The organism is Mesorhizobium sp. M0698, from assembly GCF_040320455.1.
GTDB lineage: Bacteria > Pseudomonadota > Alphaproteobacteria > Rhizobiales > Rhizobiaceae > Mesorhizobium.
Window position 1 is genome coordinate 137,103 of sequence record NZ_JAMYPQ010000008.1, and the last position, 20,022, is coordinate 157,124.

Below are 20,022 nucleotides of genomic sequence, written 5' to 3' on the forward strand. Positions count from 1 at the left end.
AAATAGACCTTCCAGTAGATGGAAGGTCAACATGATGTGGCGATTTTGGATGCCCGACGCAACCGCCCGCCCGCTCCAACCGTTTGCCTGCCAACAGCGCACACTGAACCTTCGGGAAGAAATCAGTTTTCGGAAACGTTTATCGAACAGCGCTCAAAACCCGGTGTTCGACACCGGGTAACGATGAGCAAGGACCCTCCGGCGGCACGTTACACCGTGCACACGCCGAGGAGACAGAATATGCCCGTCAACGCCTATATCAACCGGATCGCGACGGCGGTGCCGGAGCACGAGGTTCATCAATTCTACCTGCGTTTCGCGGCCTCCATGCTCGCGGCCGATCGGCGGAGGATCTTCGAACGCATGGCCGATCTTGCCGGCATCGAGCACCGCTATTCCTGCTTTGCGCCGGCGTCCGACCCAGAAGGACCAACTGCCGACCTGGCCGGGACCTTCATCCGGGGCGCGTTTCCCGGAACGGCCATGAGAATGGCGATGTTCGACGATGCTGCACCTGTTCTGGCACAAAAGGGCATCGACGGATTGCAGCTTGGCGATGACGCTTCCCGCATCACCCATTTGATCGTCACCACCTGCACCGGCTTTTCGGCGCCGGGCATCGATCTGGAGCTGATCGCGCGTTGCGGGCTGCCCGATAGTGTCGAACGCACGATGATCGGGTTCATGGGGTGCTACGCGGCGATCAACGGGCTCAAGCTGGCCCGCCACATCGTCCGCTCCGACCAGCAGGCCAAGGTCCTGCTGGTCAATATCGAGCTCTGCACGATGCATCTGCGCGAAACCACCGAACTGGAAAAACTGCTGTCGTTCTGCCTCTGGGGCGACGGCTGCGCGGCCACGCTCGTCACCGCCGAGCCGGCCGGCATCGAGCTCGACAGCTTTCACTGTCTGGTGGCGAGGAAGCGGCGGGATCTGATGCGCTGGAATATTCGCGACCACGGCTTCGAAATGGTTCTTTCCGGCCAGGTGCCGGCAGCGATTCATGAGGCGTTGCGGAACAGCCAGGCCGCCATGCTCGGCGGCCGGCCGACGGAAGACATCGACCTTTGGGCCGTACACCCGGGTGGACGTTCGGTGCTCGACGCCGTCGAAAGGGCCTTGAAACTGGAGCCCACCGCGCTGGAACCATCGCGCGAGGTGTTGCGCCAATACGGGAACATGTCGTCGGCGACCGTCATGTTCGTGATGAAGGAGATGTTGAAGGCGCCACCCGGCCTGCTCGGTTGCGGCATGTCGTTCGGACCCGGGCTGACGGCCGAAACCATGCTCTTTCGAACGGTGTCATGAGCGGTCTGGAGCACCGGCAGCTTGCGCCGGAAATCCTCGACGGACTTAAGGCCGAAGATCCGCGAGCGCTGGCCGCGCGCCGCGACCTTCGGCGCATCAATATGCTGATGTTTCAGGTGCCGATCATGACGTCGTTGCTCAGGAGGTTCGTGCCAACGCCGCCACGCCGCATTCTGGAGATCGGCGCCGGCGATGGCTCCTTCATGCTGGCGGTGGCGCGGCGCATGGCCGGGCATTGGCCCGGGGTCGAACTGGTGATGCTCGACCGCGTCGACCTCGTCACCACGCAATTGCGCGATGATTTTGACAGGCTGGGATGGAAGGCCGAAGGCGTCACCGCCGATGTCTTCGACTGGGCAGGAAAGATCGAGGGTGCGCCGTTCGACGCCGTCACCGTCAATCTGTTCCTGCATCACCTCGACGATGCGCAGCTCGTGCGTCTGTTTTCGCTGATCAGGCCGAAAGCCCCGTTGCTCATCGCGACAGAGCCGCTGCGGGCGAAACTGCCGCTGGCCGCGACCCGTCTTCTGCCGGCAATCGGCGCCAACGACGTCACACGAAACGACGCGGCGCAAAGCGTGCGTGCCGGCTTTCGCGGCAGCGAGCTTTCCCGTCTCTGGCTTGCGGCCAACGGCAAACCGGTCGAGGAGCGGCGCGCCGGCCTGTTCTCCCACATCTTCGTCGGCGCCAGTGCCAGTGTCGAGCCATGACGCGATTGTCGACTCATGACGCGATCGTCATTGGTGCCGGCCCGGCGGGCACCTCCGTCGCGCTCACGCTGGCCCGGCGCGGATGGGCCGTGGCAATTGTGGAAAAGACCGCATTTCCGCGCCGCAAGGTCTGCGGCGAATACATCTCGGCAAGCAATCTTGCGCTTCTCGACCGGCTGGAGATCGGCGATGCCTGGCGTGCCAAGGCGGGCCCCGATATCCGCCGCGTCGGCCTGTTTTCCGGCGAGACCTGCGTCGACGCGGCAATGCCTGGTGCAGGAGCTGGGCCTCGTGCGAAAGATGGCTTTGGCCGGGCGCTCGGCCGGGACATTCTCGACTCTCTGCTTCTACAGGCGGCGCGATCGGCGGGTGTCGAAATCTTCCAGCCCTGCCGCGCCGTCGCCATCGAGCCGGACGGTGAGATGCAAAGGGTGCGAATTCAGGCCGGGGATGAAGCGGCGATGTTGCGTGCGCCGGTGATTGTCGCCGCTCACGGCTCTTGGGAACCGGGACCATTGCCCAGCCAGCTCGGAAAGGCCAATCGCCCGTCGGACCTGCTCGGCTTCAAGGCGCATTTCACCGGGTCGTCGCTGGCGCCGGATTTGATGCCTCTGCTGGCCTTTCCCGGCGGCTATGGCGGCATGGTTTCGGCGGATCATGGCCGGTTGTCGATCTCGTGCTGCATCCGGCGCGATATGCTCGCGCGGCTGCGTAAACAATATGGCCCCAAACAACGGAGCCACGTGTCGGCCGCCGATGCGGTCTCCCGGCATCTCCTGAATTCATGCCGGGGCGTGCGGGACGCCCTGGAACCGGCTCTCCTCGACGGTCCGTGGCTTGCCGCAGGTCCGATCCGGCCGGGAATTCGCTCGTGCTACGAAGGGGACATCTTTCGCGTCGGCAATGCAGCCGGAGAGTCTCATCCTGTCATCGCCGAGGGCATCTCGATGGCGCTTCAGTCCGGCTGGCTGCTGGCTTGCGAACTCGCATACGCGCCAAGTGGCCGAGCAGGGCGCGAGGCTGCCGCCAGACGCTACGAGGCGGCCTGGAAAAGACTGTTTTCGACACGGGTCTACGCCGCCGCGGCCGTTGCCGGAATTGCCCTTCGCCCCGGCAGCGCCACCTTGATGGCGGCGATCGTCCAGAATTTCCCGCAGGCCCTGACGCTGGGCGCGCAACTGAGCGGCAAGACCAAGCCGGTTCCAGGCTTCGTCTAGGCGACATAGCGGTCCCATGAGCCGTAGTGCTCCTTGCTTCGGCGCCCCCGAGGCAGGCTGAGGCCGATCACAACTAGCCCTGCGACGGCATTGTTCAATGTCGAACCTCTGGTCGCGCCGTCGAGCAGCCAGGGCGCTGCGATCAGCCATAACCCGAACGGCAGGTTGAGGAAACGCAATGGCCGTGCCACCTCGGCCATGGCGCAGACCGCGATCGTGATGATCATGGCGCCCGAGAGGTGATCGCTGTTTGCAATGGCGCCGGCCGTGCCGAAGACCAGCCGCGAGACCATCAGCCAACCGCCGACGATACAGCATGCGACCAGCGTCCATGGAAACGTGACACCGCGAATGGCTGCGGCGGACTGTGCGGCAAGCGCGGCGGAAAAGCCGGGATCGTTCTTGTCCGCCTCGCCGTTCGGCTCCGGCCCGCCTTGGAAAAAGGTGCGCCAGAACGGACGGTCTGTCCGCACGCTGCGCAGCATGTACTGGCCCATGGCGACCACCTCGTCCAGCGTCAGCGGGATCATGACCAGCATGGCCGCCGCCGCGATGAGGCACAGTGTGCAATAGGTGCCGATCATGATCGGCTGGATGATGATGAAGAAGATCGAGACGCCGCCGAGCGGCACCACCAGGATGAAGAAGAAGGTCACCATCCAGGGCATGGTGCGCCAGCGGGTCGCCGTGCCCATCGCGCCCATCAGGGTTTCGATCATATAGGCCACGGCGCCAAGCCCGGCATCAGCGACTGGCCAGGCTCGAGAAACGTCGGATGTGATGATGAATTCCGTGCCGTTCCTGCCGTCTCCGCCGAGGAAGAATGGCTCCCAGACAGCACCCACATGGCCGAGCTGGTAGGCAGTGAGATAGCGGGCGATGAGGAAACCGAAGAAACCGAGCGCGATGATCGGCAGGCGCTGCAGCCAGGATGACGGCGAGTAGGTCCAGCCAGGCGGAACGGTGCTCTCGTCCATCATCCCTTCGTGGCTCATGCCCGGCATCATCGGGACGAGCACCGAGAAAGCGATGGCCAGCGCGCCGACGATCGTGTCGTTCATGGTGGCGGCGGCGCTCGGCGTCCAGAAGAACAGCGGCGCGAACAGCAGCCACAGGCCGGCGATCGTCGTGCCCCATTGCGCCCAGGAAAAACGCGGCGACAGTGCGAGCCCGCCAAACAGCATCAGCAGCAAGCCCGAGACAATGTCGCTCCAGCCGGTGAGCGCGTTGCGCAGCACCGGTTCCCACAGTCCACGCTCTTGCGTGACGTCACGCACAGTGCCGGCCGCCGCCGGATCGAACAGCGCGAACTGAAGCGGGCTGGTGAGGAGCCACACGCCAAGCGTGATGACCAGGAAATGAGCCCACAGCATCTGCTGGCCCATCCCCGCCATCTCGGCCATGTGTCCGGGTTTCATCTTGTCGTGTTTGGCCTCGAACGCCTTGTCTTTCTCTCGCGCTTTTGTTCCGCTGCCGGCCACCTTGGCCGCGTTGAGCTTGTTGGCCCGATACCAGCCGGCGGGATCTGCCTTGAGCGCGTCGACGATCCGCGGCAACGTCTCGCGCAGGGAATGCCGGGGCTGCCAGCCGAGGACATTGCGGGCACGGCTGATATCGATCGCGTAGTGGTCGTCGGCGATATCGACCATCCAGGGACGAACGAATGATTCTTCGCCCAGCACGTCCTGTTGGACCCAGGCACCCGCCTTGGCGAGCGCCTTCGGCACCTCCCGTGTCTCCCAGTTCTCGCCACGGATCAACCGACCAATCTCGGCTTGAAGTTCGCCGTAGCCCATGACCTCAGGCTCGCCGAGAAGCAGCGCCAGCTCCGTGGGAAGTTTCTTCCGCCGATCTATAAGGCGCCCCACCGCATCGGTGAGGTCTTCCAGATGCAGGAACGACTGCCCGGTGAGCAGGTCACCCGGATATACATGCCCGGTCGGATCCTCTTCGTAGATACGCGCAATCTGATTGGCGAGGAATGCGTTACGGCCGAGATCATCATAGACGCCGGCCGGCCTGGCATAGACGACAGGGATCGCCCCGTGCTGCTCATGGATCAGGCGCTCGGTCTCGATCTTCGAGGTGCGGTAGGGTAGGTTCGATTCGAGCGGCCAATCCTCATCGATGATGTCGCCTGGTCGGCCACCCTTGTGCGCCAGCATCGAACTCATGAAGACAAACTGCTCGACCTCAAATTGTTTCAGGGCGCGCAGGAGCTTCTCGGTGCCGCCAACCGTAATCTTTTCGTAGAGCGGGTTCCGTTCGCCTGTGAGATCGAAATAGGCCGCAAGATGGATCACCGAGGCGAGGCGGGCGCCATAGGCCGTCCGCACGCGCGCCAAGCCGGCTGCCACGGCGTCCTCCGATGTCAGGTCGATGCAGACGCACTCCGCGGCCGGCGGCGGCTGACGCGTCGCCGCCCGGTCGAGGCCGACGAGAGCAAACCGGTCGGCGAAGCTGTTGACCAGAGCCGAGCCGATGAAGCCGGTGCTGCCGGTAACAATAACCGTGTCTTTGCGCTTCGCCATCCAGACCTCATAGCCGGCGATTTGCCACTCCTGAGAGGGCCGAAGGCGACAGACGTTAAGAGCCGAGGGGCCGGACCAGTTCCGACGCCGACCCGATGACGCTGCTGCTTCCGATGACGACTACAACTTTCCGCCCTTTTTGCTCTTTTGACCCCGACTGCCTATGCCGTCAGGTTCGCAAATATTTGACCAGCGCCGCGATCGCGAGCACGAGGGTGACAAGCACCAGGACCCAAATGAGCGCCATGCCGCCCATCATCCACATTGAACCGTCCATCATCATCACAACCATCCCTCCCGCCGCCGCTGCCACCGGCGATTGCGAGGGGAACTAGTTCGCCATGTACGCCCGTCAAGGCGAACTCGATCAGCCCACGAAGGCGGTGGCTTGCCGGTCAATCAAGGCACGTTCAATGCTATAGACGAACGAGTTCATAATAGGCTTCTGCCAGAACATGCTGGCCACGCGGTAACTCCGAAAGGGCAGGGCTTTAATCCAGCGCCTCCAGCGCCCGCAGCAAGTGTTCCGCGACATCTGATCTGCCTTGCCGATATGCCTCTCTGACAGGGCCAGTAGCTGCCTTTCGACATTCATGGTTCGGTCCGCAATTGGACGACCTCCGGAAGTTAGCAATGAGCCTAACGGTTCCAGCCACCGGAAGGTCAAGCGCTCCTTTCAAGAAGCTAGAACAGGTTGAGAGCGCTTGTTGAACCGCAGCCGAGTTGTCGCCCGGCTCTACTCTCCTCCGCCGCAGCCGTCTGAGAGATCCCAGACGTCGACGACCTGCTTGCCGGTGAAACCGTGCTCGCGGATCAGGAACTTCGCCAGCCCGCCATACACTTTCCAGCGCCAGCATTGGCAGCAGCATGGACCTTTCTCGTTGGAATTGGCCACCGCATAGTCGTAGGCCTGCTGCTCTTCGCCGGAGAGTTTCACATCGTAGTAGGGCATCATCTTCTGTGCGATGCCGGCCGGAATATCGTACGGATCGCTTGGGATCATCGCAATCTCGCGGTACCTGGCCAGGCCGCTCACCTGCTCGGCATAGCGCTTCGTCTCCATCGGGCTGCAGCACGAGCCCGTGATCCGCGACGTTGCCGGCATGGTCGCGATCGATTCCGTGAACTTGGTCGAACACGTGCTGTTGCCGTTCTGGCTGAGATATCTGAAACGGCGTGCCAGATCGGGATCCTCAGCGGCGATCGCCAAATCCGGCCCCTTGATCAGGCTCACGACCGCAGAGGCGGCAAAGGCGCTCCCCAGAACAACCGTCCGTCGGTTTGGGCAAAATATTCGGCTCATTTGCTGGTCCTCGCCTGCTCGATCAGTTTCTTCATCGTTGCGAGGTCGGTCGCGCCGGGGAAAATCTGCTCGCCAACGACGAAGCTTGGGGTTCCGCTGATCTTCAGCGCCTGGGCCAGTTGCGTATTCCGGTCGATCGACGCCTGGATATCGGGCTGCTGCATGTCGGTCTTCAGCTTAGCCACATCGAGACCGACGTCGGCAGCCACCTTCAGCACGACCGCTTCGGTCACCCGCGTCTTCACCGCATACAAGGCCTTGTGGAACGCCATGTATTTGCCCTGGCGCACTGCGGCGAGAGCCGCCTTGGAAGCAAATACGGAATCCGTGCTGAGAATCGGGAATTCCTTGTAGACGATCTTGAGCTGCGGATCGTCGGCCATTGCTTGCGCCATGATCGGCGCAACCTGCCGGCAATAGGGGCAGTTGTAGTCGAAGAACTCGACCATGGTGACGTCGCCTTCGGCGTTGCCGCCGACCGGGCTCGCCGGGTCCCGGAAAATCTCGTCCGCCTTGTCCGTCAAAGCGGCTTTCGCCTCTTTTGCGGCAGCCTCGCGCTGGCGGGCGTCGAGGCTCTGCAGCGACTGCACGAGCACCTCGGGATGCGCAAGAATGTAGTCGTGAATGCGCTGGTCGAACTGGTCCTGGGACATCTCGCCCGCGGCGATCGCCTGATTGTGGAGACCGAGCGCGAGCCAGATCGTCGCGCCGGCCAGCATGACGGCACGGGCCATTTTGCCGACGGCTCCGCTCAATGGATTGGACTTGTGGGTCACAGGGTTCTCCTTCCCTCTGTTTCGCCGGACCGCCGGCACGTGCAAATGATGCCTCAGAACATGCCCTTGATTTTCGTCCACCATCCCGTTTCCTGCTCATGGTGCGGGCGCTCGACATTGTTGGTAAGCGCATTGACGAATGTGACGAGATTGACCGACGCGAAATCCAGGCCATGGAAATTCGCCCGCCAGCGGCCCTCCTTGTCGATCACATGGGTGATGGTGCCGTGCATCTGATAACCATCATCCGTCAGCGTGAACTTGTGGCCGAAGGCCTCCGCCAGTCTGCGGGTCGCATCCTCCGGCTGATCCTCCATCGTGGTCAGGAACAGCCAATTGACGGGATCGAGCCCGTGCGCCGGCCCGTATTTGCTGAGCACGTCCGGCGTGTCCCTGGTCGGGTCGGTGGTGATGGTCACAAAGCTGACCCGGTCCTTCATCGGCGTGCCGTTCACCATTTTCTGGATCTCGGCGATCTTCTCGGCATGAAGGGGGCACACATCCGGGCACGACGTGTAGATGAAGTGGAGGACGACCACCTTGCCGCGCAGATCGGCCGTCCGCACGACACGCCCGTCGGCGGTGCGCAGCGTGAAATCAGGCGCCGGCTTGTCGATCGGCTGGAAATATTTCTCGTCGGCCTCAAGCGTGGCGTCGATTTCGTCGAGCGAGTGGGCTTGCGCCTGATACGAAAAGCCCGCGGTCAGCGCCGCAATGGCAATTACGCTTAGCAGCAAGCACCTCCATTCGTTCAAAGCCGATGCAACGCAGCGAGCCTTTAGCCCGAACATATCTGTCCCTTTCTCACTTGGCGGCGATGCGGCTGCGGATGAAGTCGACCATGTCGGGGGCGTCCCATTCGGCCGGCCCAATCAGCCGGCCGATCTCCTTGCCGTCGCGGTCGACCAGCAGGGTTGCCGGAAGGCCGACGGTGCCGATGGCGAACATGGCCCTGCCCGAGACGTCGATGTTGAGGGCGAGGTGCTTGATGCCGATGTCGGCGAAGAACTTCTTCACAATCTCAGGACCGGCGCGGTCCATGGACAACGCGACGACCTCGAAATCCGGACCGCCGAGTTTGGCCTGTAGGCGATCGAGCGTCGGCATCTCCTTGCGGCAGGGCGCGCACCATGTCGCCCAGACGTTAAGCAGCACGACCTTGCCGTGGAAATCCGCAAGCATTTTCGGCTTGCCATTGCCATCCTCGAAGCTGATTTCCGGCACGGGGACGGGCGCCTCGTGAACGGCAAAGTTCTGCGGCGGCTCAGCGGCTGATACCGGCCACGAAAACGCCAGCAGCATGCCAACCAGGACCATGGCTAGTTTGCTCACAATGTCCTCACTCGGTCGCGTAGACGGTGGGCGCCTTGCCGTCCTTGGTGAAGGCGTAGACGACGAAGGGGCCTTGCTTCTCGCCACCCATGCCTGGGGCGCCAGCCGGCATGCCGGCGAGCGTTATGCCGGTGATGGCAGGGCGCTCGGTCAAAAGCTTCTTGACGATCTCGACCGGCACCAGGCCATCGACGATATAGCCGTCGACCATCAGCGTGTGGCAGCCTTCGAGGTCGGCCGGCACGCCGGCATCGCTGCTGATCTGGGAGAGATTGTTGACCGGCTTGATGTCGACCTTGAAGCCGTTGTGCTCGAGATAGTTGGCGTAGGACTCGCAGCAGCTGCATTGCGGGTTCTTGTACATGACGGCGTTGATCGTTGCGGCGAAGGCGGGCAGCGGCGTTGCGATCAGCAGGGACAGTGCGGCAAGGCGGTAGGTCAGTTTCATTGCAGTTCTCCTTGGTTGGATAAAAGTTTCAGGTCACGCGGAACGTCGTCATCAGGCCGGCCATCTGGTGATCGGCGACATGGCAGTGCAGCATCCAGTCGCCTGGATTGTCGGCGACGAAGGCGCATTCGATCGTATCCTTGGGGGCGAGCAGCACCGTGTCCTGCCATTGCCGGTGCGGCACCGGCGAGCCGTTGCGCGAGATGACCGACAGGCTGAAGCCGTGGACATGCATCGGGTGCCACCAGGCGGTTTCGTTGCGCATGGTGAGATGGCAGGTCACACCGCGTTTCAGCGTGAACTGCGGCGCCATGCCGGCATGGCCGTCGCCGGTCATCGACATGCCGTTGATCGCCCAGGCCGCACCGCCGTTCATGCCCATCATCCCCATGCCCATCATGCCGCCGACGCCCTTGAGCTTGCCGCCGCCCATCATGCCGCCCTGCAGGACGATCTCCTGGCGCTCGGCGCCAGCGAGGTCGGGCTGGGGCAAGGGGTTGCGCGGCAGGCCGACAGGCGTGTCGAGCGGATGGGTTCTCAGCGGCGGCGCTGCGTCATAGGCCAGCGTGGTCAGCGTATAGGCGAGGCCGTCGTAGAAATCGTCGATCACCGCGTGGCGGCTACCGGGGTGGCCCTGCATGTCGAGCACGATGTCGATGCGCATGGCGGGCGCCAGCACCAGGCGACCGCCCTCCGGTTCATGCGGATCGCAGGGCTGGCCGTCGATGGCGACGACGACCGGACGGTGGCCTTCGAAGCGCAGCGCCATCATGCGGGCAAGCGAGGCATTGGCGAGCCGCAGCCTGACGCGCTCGCCGGCCTTCACGCTCCGATCGCCTGGCCCCGTGCCGTTGACGGTGACGACATTGCCGACGCGGCCCGACATCGACGCATCCATGGCACTGCCGAAGCCGCCGGCGATCTGCCCATCGGCCGCAAGCCGCCAGTCCTGCAGCAGCCACAGAATGTCACGGTCGACGGCGACCGGCTCGACCTCCTCGACGACCAGTGCGCCGGCAAGGCCACGGCCGAGCTGGACCAGGCTGTTGGCGTGCGGGTGATACCAGAAGGTGCCGGCATCGGGCGGGGTGAATTCATAGATGAAATTTTCACCTGGCCTGATCGGCTTCTGCGTCAGGCCGGGCACGCCATCCATGGCGTTCGGCAGCCGGATGCCATGCCAGTGAACCGTGGTGTCTTCGTCCAGTCCGTTCTCGACGATGATCCGAGCGGGCTGCCCCTGGCGTAAGCGCAGTGTCGGGCCGGGGACCGTGCCATCATAGGCCCATACCGGAGTGCGCGGACCATCAGGGCCGGCGAACCGTGCCTGGCTCGGCGCCACCCTGATCCGGTATTCGCCGGTGGCCATCGCCAGCGCAGGGCGGATCGGCACTGCGGCGGCAATGCTTGCTGCCGCAAGCAGGAATTTGCGGCGCGTTATGAACGGATTTGAAACGGAATTCACTTTTGTGACCCTTGCGGTAACCGACGGCGAACGTCGCGACGTCGATTGAATTGCTACCGCGCCCGCTGCGCAGTTACGCGCAACCGGGCGATCAAACGCCGCTAATCAGCCGTGGAACGGCAGAAACGGCGTCAGACGAGAGCGCTGGGTCTTGGAGGGAATGGCTCGGGCAGCAGACTTCGCCCGTGCAGGAACGGGGCGGGAAGCGCCGACGGCAGCTCGGCTTGCGGCAGTCCCGTCACGGGGAGAGCCTCCGGCAGCACCGCCAGAACCGGTGCGACACAGGTCGGCGCACATTGCATCGGTTTGTCATTGCCGGCCGAGCCCTTGAGGCAAGCGTTGCAGTCACCGTCCCTGGCATCGGCCATCTTGGCCATGTCGGCGTCGGTGGTGCCGGTATCCGCGGCCATGGTCATGCGGCCGTCGACTGCCATCCTGGCCGACATGACGGCAGCCTGAGCGGCGGACAGGCTGAACCCGGCGGTCACGATGACCGCGAGAAGCATGACCAGGAGGTGTTTTGGTGACAGGCGTGCCATCATCCGCTCAGGTTGACCGTAAAATGCGGCTTTTGCAAGCTCCGGATGCCGCGACATCGGGGCTGACGCGAGCTCTGCTCTGGCAAATCAATGGTGAGGATGCTCGCATTTATCGTGATCCGCCAGCACCTCGATGACACGGCATTCGCAGACTTTTCCGTGCCGGCAGCCTTCGACCATATGCTCCAGCTCGGCTTTCAACGCTGTAAGGCTGCGTATCCGCTGAACCACGTCGGCAAGACGCGCCTGGGCAATGGCGTCGGCGGTCGCACAAGGCTGGCTGGGATTATCCTGCAGCGTCAGCAGCGCCCTGATGGCTTCGATCCCGAACCCCAACTCGCGCGCGTGCCTGATGAAGGCGAGCCGGCGCAAGTCTGCCGCTTCATACTGCCGGCGATTGGCTTCGCTGCGGGCAGCGGCAGGAAGCAACTCTATCTGCTCATAGTAGCGGATGGTTGGAACCTTCACGCCGCTGTGTCGGGCCGCTTCACCGATGGTCACACCTGTTGACATTTCGCTTGCTCCTCTAGTCGCTAGAGGATGTAGCGTCGCGCTCGAAGATACAAGAGGTTCACCATGGCTGCGACCAAACAACAGACCCGCTACCGCGTGGAAGGCATCGATTGCGCCGGTTGCGCCAGCAAAATCGATACGGCCGTGCGGCGGATGCCTGGTGTTCAGGACATCAATGTATCCGTTTCGGCGGGCACTCTGACGGTCACTCATACTCCCGAAAGCAATCTCGGCGCGATCGAGAGGAAGGTCACCGGCCTCGGCTACGCCGTCGCTCCGCTGACCTCCAAGTCTGGGACGCCGGCGTCCGATCAATCCGCCGACAACCATGCCGACGGAAGGCGCAATCACGACGAGAACGTAGCGGGGTTACATGATAACGATGATGCGCCGGCGTCGGAGCTATGGTGGGACAGCGCCAAGGGCCGCCTGGCCATCGCCAGCGGAGTCGCCTTGGCCGTGGCTTTCGCGATTGATTACGCCTGGCCCGCGACCGGCCAGTGGGCCTTCATCGCCGCAATGCTGCTCGGCCTGGCTCCGATCGCGCGCCGAGCGGCCATGGCCGCAGCGGCAGGCATTCCGTTCACAATCGAAATGCTGATGACTGTGGCGGCGGCCGGGGCCGTCATCATCGGTGCCGGCGAGGAAGCGGCGACGGTGGTCTTCTTGTTCCTGATCGGCGAGTTGCTCGAAGGGGTTGCGGCCGGCAACGCACGGTCCAGTATTCAAGCGCTCACGACCCTCGTTCCCAAAACCGCGTTCGTCGAGAAAGACGGCCAGACCCGCGAGGTGCCGGCCGAAAGTCTGGCTGTGGGCGCCATCATCCTCGTGCGGCCGGGCGACCGGATTCCGGCTGACGGCGAGATCACCGAAGGCGGGAGCGCCATCGATGAATCACCCGTCTCCGGTGAAAGCGTGCCGGTGCGCAAGGACGTCGGCGACACGGTCTTTGCCGGCACTATCAACGGCGACGGCGTGCTGCGCGTCAAGGTGACGGCGACCGCCGCAGACAACACGATTGCACGCGTGATCAAGCTGGTCGAGGAGGCGCAGGAAAACAAGGCGCTGACCGAGCGCTTCATCGATCGCTTTTCGCGCTGGTACATGCCCGGCGTTGTCGCCGTCGCGGCGCTCGTGGCCGCCACACCGCCGCCGCTCTTGGGCGGCGATTGGAACGAATGGATATACAAGGGGCTGGCGCTGCTGCTCATCGGCTGCCCGTGCGCGCTGGTCATTTCAGTTCCGGCGGCGGTCGCGGCGTCGCTTTCGGCCGGAGCCCGGCGCGGCCTGCTGATGAAAGGTGGGGCGGTGCTGGAAGGGCTCGCGACCATCAACGCCGTGGCGCTCGACAAGACCGGCACGCTGACGCTCGGCAAGCCACAGGTCACCGATGTCGTTGCGGTGGGTGCCAGTGAACGCGACATCCTTTCGCTCGCGGCAGCGCTTGAGATCGGCTCGAGCCATCCCCTCGCTTTGGCCATCCTCCAAAGGGCCAAAGCCGGCAACATTCCCGTGCCGCCTGCCGCCGAAGCCAAAGCGATCGGCGGTAAAGGGGTTGTCGGTCGTGTCGGCGGCAAGAACCTGTTTCTGGGATCGCCAGTCGCGGCGGGCGAGATAAACCTGCTGCCAGCAGACCAGGCGGCACGCATCGTGGCATTGAACGATGAAGGTAAGTCAGTGGCGGTGCTGCTTGTAGACAACGCGCTGGCCGGCTTCATTGCCATGCGCGACGAACCCCGGCCGGATGCTTTCGCCGGGCTAAAGGCGCTGACCAATGCAGGCATCAGGACAGTCATGCTAACCGGCGACAATAAGCGCACGGCGGCTGCCATCGGCAAACAGCTCGGCATCGAGGTGCGCGCCGAACTGCTCCCGGAGGACAAGCAGCGCATCCTCGGCGAGTTGAAGGGGCAGGGGCTTAGGGTAGCCAAGGTCGGCGACGGCATCAACGATACGCCGGCACTTGCCGCGGCCGACGTCGGCATTGCCATGGGCGGTGGCACCGATGTGGCTCTTGAAACGGCTGACGCAGCGGTGCTGCATGGACGCGTCGGCGACGTTGCGGCCATGATCAGGCTGTCCCAAGCAACCATGGCCAACATCAAGCAGAACGTCACCATTGCATTGGGCCTGAAGGCAGTGTTCCTGGTGACGACGATCGCCGGCATCACCGGCCTCTGGCCCGCCATTCTCGCGGACACCGGGGCGACGGTGCTGGTGACGGCCAATGCCATGCGGCTGTTGCGGTGGAAGAGCAGCTGGTAAGAGCGACAACGGCATCGTGTTAGGGCAGACCATGCAGCAAGCCATTGCGTCGGACGGCCTTCGCCGGGTGGTGCTTGTCGTCGCACTGCTGAACCTGGGTTATTTCGGCATTGAATTCGCCGTCGCGCTGGCGATCGGCTCGGTGTCGCTGTTCGCCGACAGCGTCGATTTTCTGGAAGATGCCTCGGTCAATCTCCTCATACTGCTCGCCATGGGATGGTCGCTGCGTGCCCGCTCGCGGGTCGGCATGGCGCTGGCGCTTATCCTGCTGGTGCCGGGCCTGGCGACGCTGTGGACCGCGTGGGAAAAGTTCAACATGCCGGTGCCGCCGCAGCCAACGGCGCTGACGCTGGCGGGATTGGGCGCTCTGGCGGTCAATCTGTCATGCGCCTACATGCTGGCGCGCTACCGCCATCACAGCGGCAGTCTTACCAGGGCGGCATTCCTCTCGGCCCGCAACGATGCGGTCGCCAATATTGCGATCATACTGGCCGGATTGGTGACGGCCTTCCTGTGGCGCTCGGCGTGGCCGGATCTGATCGTCGGCCTGGCAATCGCGGCACTGAATGCAGATGCGGCGCGCGAGGTCTGGGAGGCAGCTCGGGAAGAGCACCGGGCCGTTTCGTGAACTCCAAAACGCTCAGCGCGCTGCCGGATTGCCAATCCGCCAACGCAGCAGTCAGCCAGAAACCTGCGCGATCTCTAATATAATCGCACCCTTTCAAAGCGGGCGGAGGGAGAACCGCTCATAAGTAAAAATCGGGAGGAAAACCATGAACAGCATGAGCCTCACCACACTTGGACGAAGTCGACCGGTCGAAGCGGTGAAACGATGAACCGCTCAAGGCCACGCACGTCATCAAAAGGCCCGCGTCTCCGAAGAGGACGCGGGCCGATTTCGTCGGTATGCGCTAGGCAGGTATCAAGACGGCGATGCGGTGGATGCCGACCACCTTGCTGGTGTTGGCTGCCGCGTCGGTCTTGCCCTTGGAGCAGGTATATACGTCACCTTCCTTGAGCTTGAACTCCTTGTCGGCTTTCTTGATCGTGAATTCACCGGCGGCAATGGTGCACACCATGTCGTTGTCCATTACCATTGCAGGGGCGGCTGCTCCCGGTTGAAAGACCACATCGACAATTGAGATGCTCTTGTAGGCGGGGATGTCGGAATTGCCGGTGCCGACCTCGACCACTCTGACGCCGGGGGCTATCTCCTTGCCTTCCTTCGGGCCGTATTTCTTGACCTTTGCAGCAGCCGCCAGCGTGAACAAAGGCGTTACCGCTGCCGCCGTCACGCCGAGCGCAATTGCAGACCTGCGATTTATGGTTTTCATCGCATCCTCCCATTTTATGTTTGGCCACGCACCAATGCGCATGACCACAATATATTAACACATATGCAGATAATTGCAGTACGGCGTTTCGGAGCTTCCGGGAGCGAACCGCCTCCCGGTCGAATGCGACCGAACAGCAAACAATTCCATGCTATGCTGGCGAGCCATCAAACGGACGGCGGGGGATAGCAATGTTGGAAACGGACAAGGTATTCGCCGGCTCAATTCCGGAAAACTACGACCGCTATATGGTGCCGTTGATTTTCGAGCCGTTCGCCGCAGATCTTGCACGACGGGCAGCGTCCTTGTCGCCAAGCGCCGTTCTGGAAACCGCCGCGGGCACCGGGGTTGTCACCCGCGCATTGGCGCCAAAACTGTCCGCCGATGCAAGCTATGTCGTAACCGACCTCAACCAGCCGATGCTCGACTACGCCGCTTCGCGGCAAGCTCCCGACGATCGCATCAAATGGCGTCAGGCTGATGCTCTGGCGCTACCGTTCGAAAATGCGGCCTTCGATCTCGTTTGTTGTCAGTTCGGTGCGATGTTCTTTCCCAACCGCTCATTTGCCTATCGTGAAGCCCGGCGAGTCCTGAAGCCCAGAGGACATTTTCTATTCAGCGTATGGGATCGCATCGAAGAGAATGTATTTGCGGACGATGTGACGAATGCCCTGGCGAGGATTTTTCCGAACGATCCGCCGCGCTTTCTGGCACGCACGCCGCATGGCTACCACGATACGGCACTGATCCATAGCGAGCTGGAGGACGCAGGTTTTTCCGGTGTGGTGATCGAGACGAGAGCCGAACAAAGCCGTGCCTCCTCGCCCCGCGTTCCGGCCGTTGCTTATTGCCAGGGCACTCTCCTTCGCAATGAAATCGAGACCAGAGAGGCGGGAAAACTGGACGCTGCAACCGACTACGCCGCAGCCGCGATTGCAGACAGGCATGGCAGCGGCGAGGTTGCTGCCAAAATCCAGGCTCACATAGTGGTGGCTGTGGCCTAAGTGTTGGATATCCCGCTCCGGCACTTGGCGACATTCAGCTGCTGTGCGGCAAACATCTTGCCGCTATCCCGAATTCTCAGACGTTAACGTTCATTCGCCCGAGTGGCAGGTCGACAAGTGCCAGGTCGATAATCGCCGGTTTGACCGATCGCCGGGGCTTGATGGCGGCGGCTGCCGGCCGCGCGATTCTCGTCGGCCCGGCTTCACTTTCGCAGCCATGGCCGACTCCGCCCAGCAAGGTCTAGTCATTTCGCTTTCTTGACTCGGCCGACAAAAACGGGCAGCAAAGTCATCATTGGAGGGCAGTTTTGCCAACTATGCAGGTTTTGGAGGGTGTTTTTCGGTGTGACCGTCGCCCAATCGGCGGTCGGTAGAGGGATTGGTTAACCAACTTTGTCCATCTTTTGAATCAATCGGCAACAGACGCAAAGCGTGCTGGGGGCACCAGGCGAACTGTGAATGTCACGGCTGCGAAATCCGCTAGCCGGCATCGGCCGATTGAGAGTGGTTGAATGGCGTTTGTAAGTGCGAAAACCCGGGGTGACAGTCCTGCAACTGGATTGACTTCGATGAGGCCCGGCCTGCGCTGGGTCGCGGTTCCGGCCGTCGGCGCAGCCATTGCTTTATGGTCGGTGGCGACCTTGGCCGGCCTTTATTCAGTGGGAACCTCGCTCAGCGCCGCTTCCAACGGTCTCCCGCAAAGCCTGCTCGCGCCGCGCACCATCGCGCTCGCCGATCCTCGCCGCAGCCTTGCAAAGGCGCAGGCCCCGACATGGGCCGCAGCAAACGCGGCGCTGTCGGCCAAGCTGCTGCAGCACGGATGCGATGCCAACTGCCTGCGGTCGGCGTCGAACTTCGTCCACCAGGGAAAATCGGCCCGCCTCAAGCGCAACACCGTGCCGCTTGTCGCTGATGCGTCGCGGCAATCGAGCTTCGACGACGTGGTCGCCAAGGCCGCGCTGTCGCCGCAAAAGCTTGCCGCCGCCTTTGCCCGTGCCTCAGCCGGCTCACCCGTCATGCTCGCCAGCCTGCCGGCCGACGCGCGGTTCGCCGAGCCGGTACGCATACCCGACCCGAACGGCCCGGCACCGGTGCGCTTCGGGCCGGAGGTGGCGGAGATCGAACGCTCGTCGCGCCTTGCGCTGGCGCTGGCGAATACATTGCCGGAGCAGATGATCGATGTGCTCCCGGCAGCCATCGCGGCAAGCGAGCCCGCAGCCTCACGAGAGCCGCAAGAACCTGAGGTCGAGGTAGCCTCGCTGCCGCCGCAAGACGACATGCCCGACAGCATTCCGCTGCCGACGCTGCGTCCGCGGGCGGACATCGATAAGCCGGCCGAGGCGCCGCGGGCTCAAGCGTCAAGAGATCAGGCGCCAAAAGACCAGGCGCCAAAGGCCCAGGCGCAAAAGGATCAAGCATCGAAAACGGAGCCGCCCAAGGCGCAGGCCTCCAGGACCGCCAAGGCGAGCAAGGTGCAGACGGCCGAAGCGCCGCCGGTCGAGACGCAACCCGGCAGCCTGTCGCCTCGCAATTCGTCACAAGCGGCAGTGCCGGCCGTATCGGGCAAGCCGGGCAAACGGTCGAAGACGCAGGGCGGCGACATGCTGGCCTATGCCAAGCCCGACATGCCTTCCGGCGGACTCGGCGGAGCCTTCAGGAACCTGTTCACCACGCCCAACATGGGTACTGGCGTCGCCGTCTACGACATCTCGGCCAAGACCGTCTACATGCCCGACGGCTCGCGGCTGGAGGCACATTCGGGACTGGGCGCGATGGTCGACCAGCCACGCTACGTTCACAAAAAGAATGTCGGCCCGACGCCGCCGGATACCTACAATCTGACGATGCGGGAATCGCGCTTCCACGGCGTCGAGGCACTGCGTCTCACCCCTGCCAGCGGCAGCAACAAATATGGCCGCGACGGCCTGCTCGCCCACACCTACATGCTGCGCGGCGGGCGCGCCGAATCCAATGGCTGCGTCGTCTTCAAGGACTATGCCCGCTTCCTCGCCGCCTACAAGAAAGGCAAGATCAAGCGCCTTGTCGTGGTGCCGCGCCTGTCGAAGCCGCTGACACGCGTCGCCCAAGAGGGCCGCGGCGCGTAGATTGCTCGCGGGCGGCGGAGAATGAAAGCCGCTCTGTAGCGTTCCTTCGCGCCCCCCTCTGTCCTGCCGGACATCTCCCCCACGAGGGGGGAGATCGGACTTCGCGTTTGTCTGCTGCCATCCTGCAACGTTGGCGATTGGCGAAATCGCCGATGACAGCCATCTCCCCACAAGTGGGGGAGATGTCCGGCAGGACAGAGGGGCCGCTGTCCAGGGCGCTGTCCCGCCGGCATCGCTGGTTTTGCCGCGTGGACTTTCCCGCCCGCTTTCCAACAGATTGTCAGCAGCCGGCCGCGAAACGGTTTTCATTCCCGGCCGAGGATATTATGACTGACCCGTAGGGGCGGCTCCAGCTTCAAACAATCACGAGGACATCATGACAATACGCGCTGTCGTCTGGGGCGAGAATATTCATGAGCGGACCAACGAGGTGGTCGCGGGCATCTATCCCGAGGGCATGCATGCGACGATCGCCAATGCACTGAAGCTCGACCCGGAGATATCAGTGTCGTGGGCGACGCTGGAGCAGCCGGAGCATGGGCTGCCGGCCGACCGTCTGGCCGAGACCGATGTCTTGCTGTGGTGGGGGCACAAGGACCATGGCGCCGTCGCCGACGAAGTGGTCGAGCGCGTGACGCGCCGCGTCTGGGAAGGCATGGGGCTGATCGTTCTCCATTCCGGCCACTTCTCGAAAATCTTCAAGAAGCTGATGGGCACGCCCTGCACGCTGAAATGGCGCGAGGCGGGCGAGCGCGAACGGCTTTGGGTGACCAGCCCCAACCACCCGATCGCTGCCGGGATCGGCGAGTATTTCGAGCTCGAGAACGAGGAGATGTATGGCGAGCAGTTCGCCGTGCCGGAGCCGCTCGAGACCGTCTTCATCTCGTGGTTCCAGGGCGGCGAAGTGTTCCGGTCGGGGCTGACCTATCGCCGCGGCGCCGGCAACATCTTCTATTTCAGGCCCGGCCACGAGACCTATCCGACCTATCACGACGCCAACGTCCACAAGGTGCTGCGCAATGCGGTGAGATGGGCGCACAACCCCCAAGGCTCCAATCCAGCCATCCTCGATGCGCCGAACGTGCCGGTGGAAAAGGCACTTGAGCCGATCGTCGAGCGCGGCGGAAAACTTCATTCCGCCGGCGAAGCCGGCTTTCGCTAGACCAAATCCA

19 protein-coding genes are annotated in these 20,022 nt (G+C 63.1%); 8 read left to right on the forward strand and 11 right to left on the reverse strand.

The window, feature by feature from the left end; all coding sequences use genetic code 11:
• Nucleotides 1-240 precede the first annotated feature (240 nt).
• The 3 genes from NKI16_RS18140 to NKI16_RS18150 are packed head-to-tail and all read left to right on the forward strand — an operon-like array spanning nucleotide 241 to nucleotide 3,235.
• Nucleotides 241-1,308: a type III polyketide synthase gene (locus tag NKI16_RS18140; RefSeq protein WP_352621425.1), complete on the forward strand. Its 1,068-nt coding sequence runs from the start codon at nucleotides 241-243 to the stop codon at nucleotides 1,306-1,308.
• Nucleotides 1,305-2,018: a methyltransferase domain-containing protein gene (locus NKI16_RS18145; protein ID WP_352621423.1), complete on the forward strand. Its 714-nt coding sequence runs from the start codon at nucleotides 1,305-1,307 to the stop codon at nucleotides 2,016-2,018. The genes NKI16_RS18140 and NKI16_RS18145 overlap by 4 nt, the downstream gene beginning before the upstream one ends.
• On the forward strand, nucleotides 2,015-3,235 hold the full coding sequence (locus NKI16_RS18150) for an NAD(P)/FAD-dependent oxidoreductase (RefSeq protein WP_352621421.1): 1,221 nt from the start codon (nucleotides 2,015-2,017) through the stop codon (nucleotides 3,233-3,235). The genes NKI16_RS18145 and NKI16_RS18150 overlap by 4 nt, the downstream gene beginning before the upstream one ends.
• Here the strand turns inward: NKI16_RS18150 and NKI16_RS18155 are convergent.
• From NKI16_RS18155 to NKI16_RS18200, 10 genes are all read right to left on the reverse strand, one after another.
• Nucleotides 3,232-5,766: an NAD-dependent epimerase/dehydratase family protein gene (locus NKI16_RS18155; RefSeq protein ID WP_352640903.1), complete on the reverse strand. Its 2,535-nt coding sequence runs from the start codon at nucleotides 5,764-5,766 to the stop codon at nucleotides 3,232-3,234. The genes NKI16_RS18150 and NKI16_RS18155 overlap by 4 nt on opposite strands.
• A 367-nt stretch (nucleotides 5,767-6,133) precedes the next feature.
• The gene (locus NKI16_RS18160; RefSeq protein ID WP_352842299.1) at nucleotides 6,134-6,361 is read right to left on the reverse strand and encodes a hypothetical protein; all 228 of its coding nucleotides are present in this window, start codon (nucleotides 6,359-6,361) and stop codon (nucleotides 6,134-6,136) included.
• 141 nt (nucleotides 6,362-6,502) lie between these two features.
• Nucleotides 6,503-7,069: a hypothetical protein gene (locus NKI16_RS18165; protein WP_352621417.1), complete on the reverse strand. Its 567-nt coding sequence runs from the start codon at nucleotides 7,067-7,069 to the stop codon at nucleotides 6,503-6,505.
• On the reverse strand, nucleotides 7,066-7,845 hold the full coding sequence (locus tag NKI16_RS18170; protein ID WP_031211922.1) for a DsbA family protein: 780 nt from the start codon (nucleotides 7,843-7,845) through the stop codon (nucleotides 7,066-7,068). Before NKI16_RS18170 ends, NKI16_RS18165 begins: the two co-directional genes overlap by 4 nt.
• Before the next feature lie 53 nt (nucleotides 7,846-7,898).
• Complete coding sequence (locus tag NKI16_RS18175) at nucleotides 7,899-8,582, reverse strand: SCO family protein (RefSeq protein WP_352587244.1); 684 nt, start codon at nucleotides 8,580-8,582, stop codon at nucleotides 7,899-7,901.
• A 67-nt stretch (nucleotides 8,583-8,649) separates the two neighbouring features.
• Nucleotides 8,650-9,177 (reverse strand): TlpA family protein disulfide reductase, encoded by a 528-nt coding sequence (locus NKI16_RS18180; protein WP_352621413.1) that lies wholly within the window; start codon nucleotides 9,175-9,177, stop codon nucleotides 8,650-8,652.
• A 7-nt stretch (nucleotides 9,178-9,184) separates the two neighbouring features.
• Nucleotides 9,185-9,625, reverse strand: coding sequence for a DUF411 domain-containing protein (locus NKI16_RS18185; RefSeq protein ID WP_352452325.1), 441 nt, complete (start codon nucleotides 9,623-9,625; stop codon nucleotides 9,185-9,187).
• Nucleotides 9,626-9,653: 28 nt separating this feature from the next.
• Nucleotides 9,654-11,090 (reverse strand): multicopper oxidase family protein, encoded by a 1,437-nt coding sequence (locus NKI16_RS18190; protein ID WP_352569090.1) that lies wholly within the window; start codon nucleotides 11,088-11,090, stop codon nucleotides 9,654-9,656.
• A gap of 131 nt (nucleotides 11,091-11,221) precedes the next feature.
• On the reverse strand, nucleotides 11,222-11,629 hold the full coding sequence (locus tag NKI16_RS18195) for a hypothetical protein (RefSeq protein ID WP_352621411.1): 408 nt from the start codon (nucleotides 11,627-11,629) through the stop codon (nucleotides 11,222-11,224).
• Between the two features lie 87 nt (nucleotides 11,630-11,716).
• Nucleotides 11,717-12,142 (reverse strand): MerR family transcriptional regulator, encoded by a 426-nt coding sequence (locus tag NKI16_RS18200; RefSeq protein ID WP_352455405.1) that lies wholly within the window; start codon nucleotides 12,140-12,142, stop codon nucleotides 11,717-11,719.
• A gap of 63 nt (nucleotides 12,143-12,205) precedes the next feature.
• Here NKI16_RS18200 and NKI16_RS18205 point away from each other — a divergent pair, with 63 nt between their 5' ends.
• Nucleotides 12,206-14,407 (forward strand): heavy metal translocating P-type ATPase, encoded by a 2,202-nt coding sequence (locus NKI16_RS18205; protein WP_352640904.1) that lies wholly within the window; start codon nucleotides 12,206-12,208, stop codon nucleotides 14,405-14,407.
• 31 nt (nucleotides 14,408-14,438) lie between these two features.
• The gene (locus tag NKI16_RS18210) at nucleotides 14,439-15,035 is read left to right on the forward strand and encodes a cation efflux transmembrane domain-containing protein (protein WP_352621409.1); all 597 of its coding nucleotides are present in this window, start codon (nucleotides 14,439-14,441) and stop codon (nucleotides 15,033-15,035) included.
• Between the two features lie 283 nt (nucleotides 15,036-15,318).
• Here the strand turns inward: NKI16_RS18210 and NKI16_RS18215 are convergent, their stop codons facing one another.
• Nucleotides 15,319-15,741 carry a hypothetical protein gene (locus tag NKI16_RS18215; RefSeq protein ID WP_352455408.1) on the reverse strand — a complete coding sequence of 141 codons (423 nt, stop codon included), beginning with the start codon at nucleotides 15,739-15,741 and terminating at the stop codon, nucleotides 15,319-15,321.
• A gap of 191 nt (nucleotides 15,742-15,932) precedes the next feature.
• Here NKI16_RS18215 and NKI16_RS18220 point away from each other — a divergent pair, with 191 nt between their 5' ends.
• The 3 genes from NKI16_RS18220 (at nucleotide 15,933) to NKI16_RS18230 (ending at nucleotide 20,012) form a co-directional block, all read left to right on the forward strand.
• Nucleotides 15,933-16,745 (forward strand): class I SAM-dependent methyltransferase, encoded by an 813-nt coding sequence (locus tag NKI16_RS18220; protein WP_352621407.1) that lies wholly within the window; start codon nucleotides 15,933-15,935, stop codon nucleotides 16,743-16,745.
• A gap of 569 nt (nucleotides 16,746-17,314) precedes the next feature.
• A complete protein-coding gene (locus NKI16_RS18225) occupies nucleotides 17,315-18,850 on the forward strand; it encodes a tlde1 domain-containing protein (RefSeq protein WP_352621405.1) in 1,536 nt (511 codons plus the stop codon).
• Nucleotides 18,851-19,226: 376 nt separating this feature from the next.
• Nucleotides 19,227-20,012 (forward strand): ThuA domain-containing protein, encoded by a 786-nt coding sequence (locus NKI16_RS18230; RefSeq protein ID WP_352455411.1) that lies wholly within the window; start codon nucleotides 19,227-19,229, stop codon nucleotides 20,010-20,012.
• Nucleotides 20,013-20,022: the final 10 nt, after the last annotated feature.

What these genes read in the sequence shown, in the direction of transcription:
- NKI16_RS18140 (WP_352621425.1), top strand. Translation starts at nt 241, where the DNA reads ATGCCCGTCAACGCCTATATCAACCGGATCGCGACGGCGGTGCCGGAG.
- NKI16_RS18145 (WP_352621423.1), top strand. Translation starts at nt 1,305, where the DNA reads ATGAGCGGTCTGGAGCACCGGCAGCTTGCGCCGGAAATCCTCGACGGA.
- NKI16_RS18150 (WP_352621421.1), top strand. Translation starts at nt 2,015, where the DNA reads ATGACGCGATTGTCGACTCATGACGCGATCGTCATTGGTGCCGGCCCG.
- NKI16_RS18155 (WP_352640903.1), bottom strand. Translation starts at nt 5,766, where the DNA reads ATGGCGAAGCGCAAAGACACGGTTATTGTTACCGGCAGCACCGGCTTC.
- NKI16_RS18160 (WP_352842299.1), bottom strand. Translation starts at nt 6,361, where the DNA reads ATGAATGTCGAAAGGCAGCTACTGGCCCTGTCAGAGAGGCATATCGGC.
- NKI16_RS18165 (WP_352621417.1), bottom strand. Translation starts at nt 7,069, where the DNA reads ATGAGCCGAATATTTTGCCCAAACCGACGGACGGTTGTTCTGGGGAGC.
- NKI16_RS18185 (WP_352452325.1), bottom strand. Translation starts at nt 9,625, where the DNA reads ATGAAACTGACCTACCGCCTTGCCGCACTGTCCCTGCTGATCGCAACG.
- NKI16_RS18195 (WP_352621411.1), bottom strand. Translation starts at nt 11,629, where the DNA reads ATGGCACGCCTGTCACCAAAACACCTCCTGGTCATGCTTCTCGCGGTC.
- NKI16_RS18200 (WP_352455405.1), bottom strand. Translation starts at nt 12,142, where the DNA reads ATGTCAACAGGTGTGACCATCGGTGAAGCGGCCCGACACAGCGGCGTG.
- NKI16_RS18205 (WP_352640904.1), top strand. Translation starts at nt 12,206, where the DNA reads ATGGCTGCGACCAAACAACAGACCCGCTACCGCGTGGAAGGCATCGAT.
- NKI16_RS18210 (WP_352621409.1), top strand. Translation starts at nt 14,439, where the DNA reads ATGCAGCAAGCCATTGCGTCGGACGGCCTTCGCCGGGTGGTGCTTGTC.
- NKI16_RS18215 (WP_352455408.1), bottom strand. Translation starts at nt 15,741, where the DNA reads ATGAAAACCATAAATCGCAGGTCTGCAATTGCGCTCGGCGTGACGGCG.
- NKI16_RS18220 (WP_352621407.1), top strand. Translation starts at nt 15,933, where the DNA reads ATGTTGGAAACGGACAAGGTATTCGCCGGCTCAATTCCGGAAAACTAC.
- NKI16_RS18225 (WP_352621405.1), top strand. Translation starts at nt 17,315, where the DNA reads ATGAGGCCCGGCCTGCGCTGGGTCGCGGTTCCGGCCGTCGGCGCAGCC.
- NKI16_RS18230 (WP_352455411.1), top strand. Translation starts at nt 19,227, where the DNA reads ATGACAATACGCGCTGTCGTCTGGGGCGAGAATATTCATGAGCGGACC.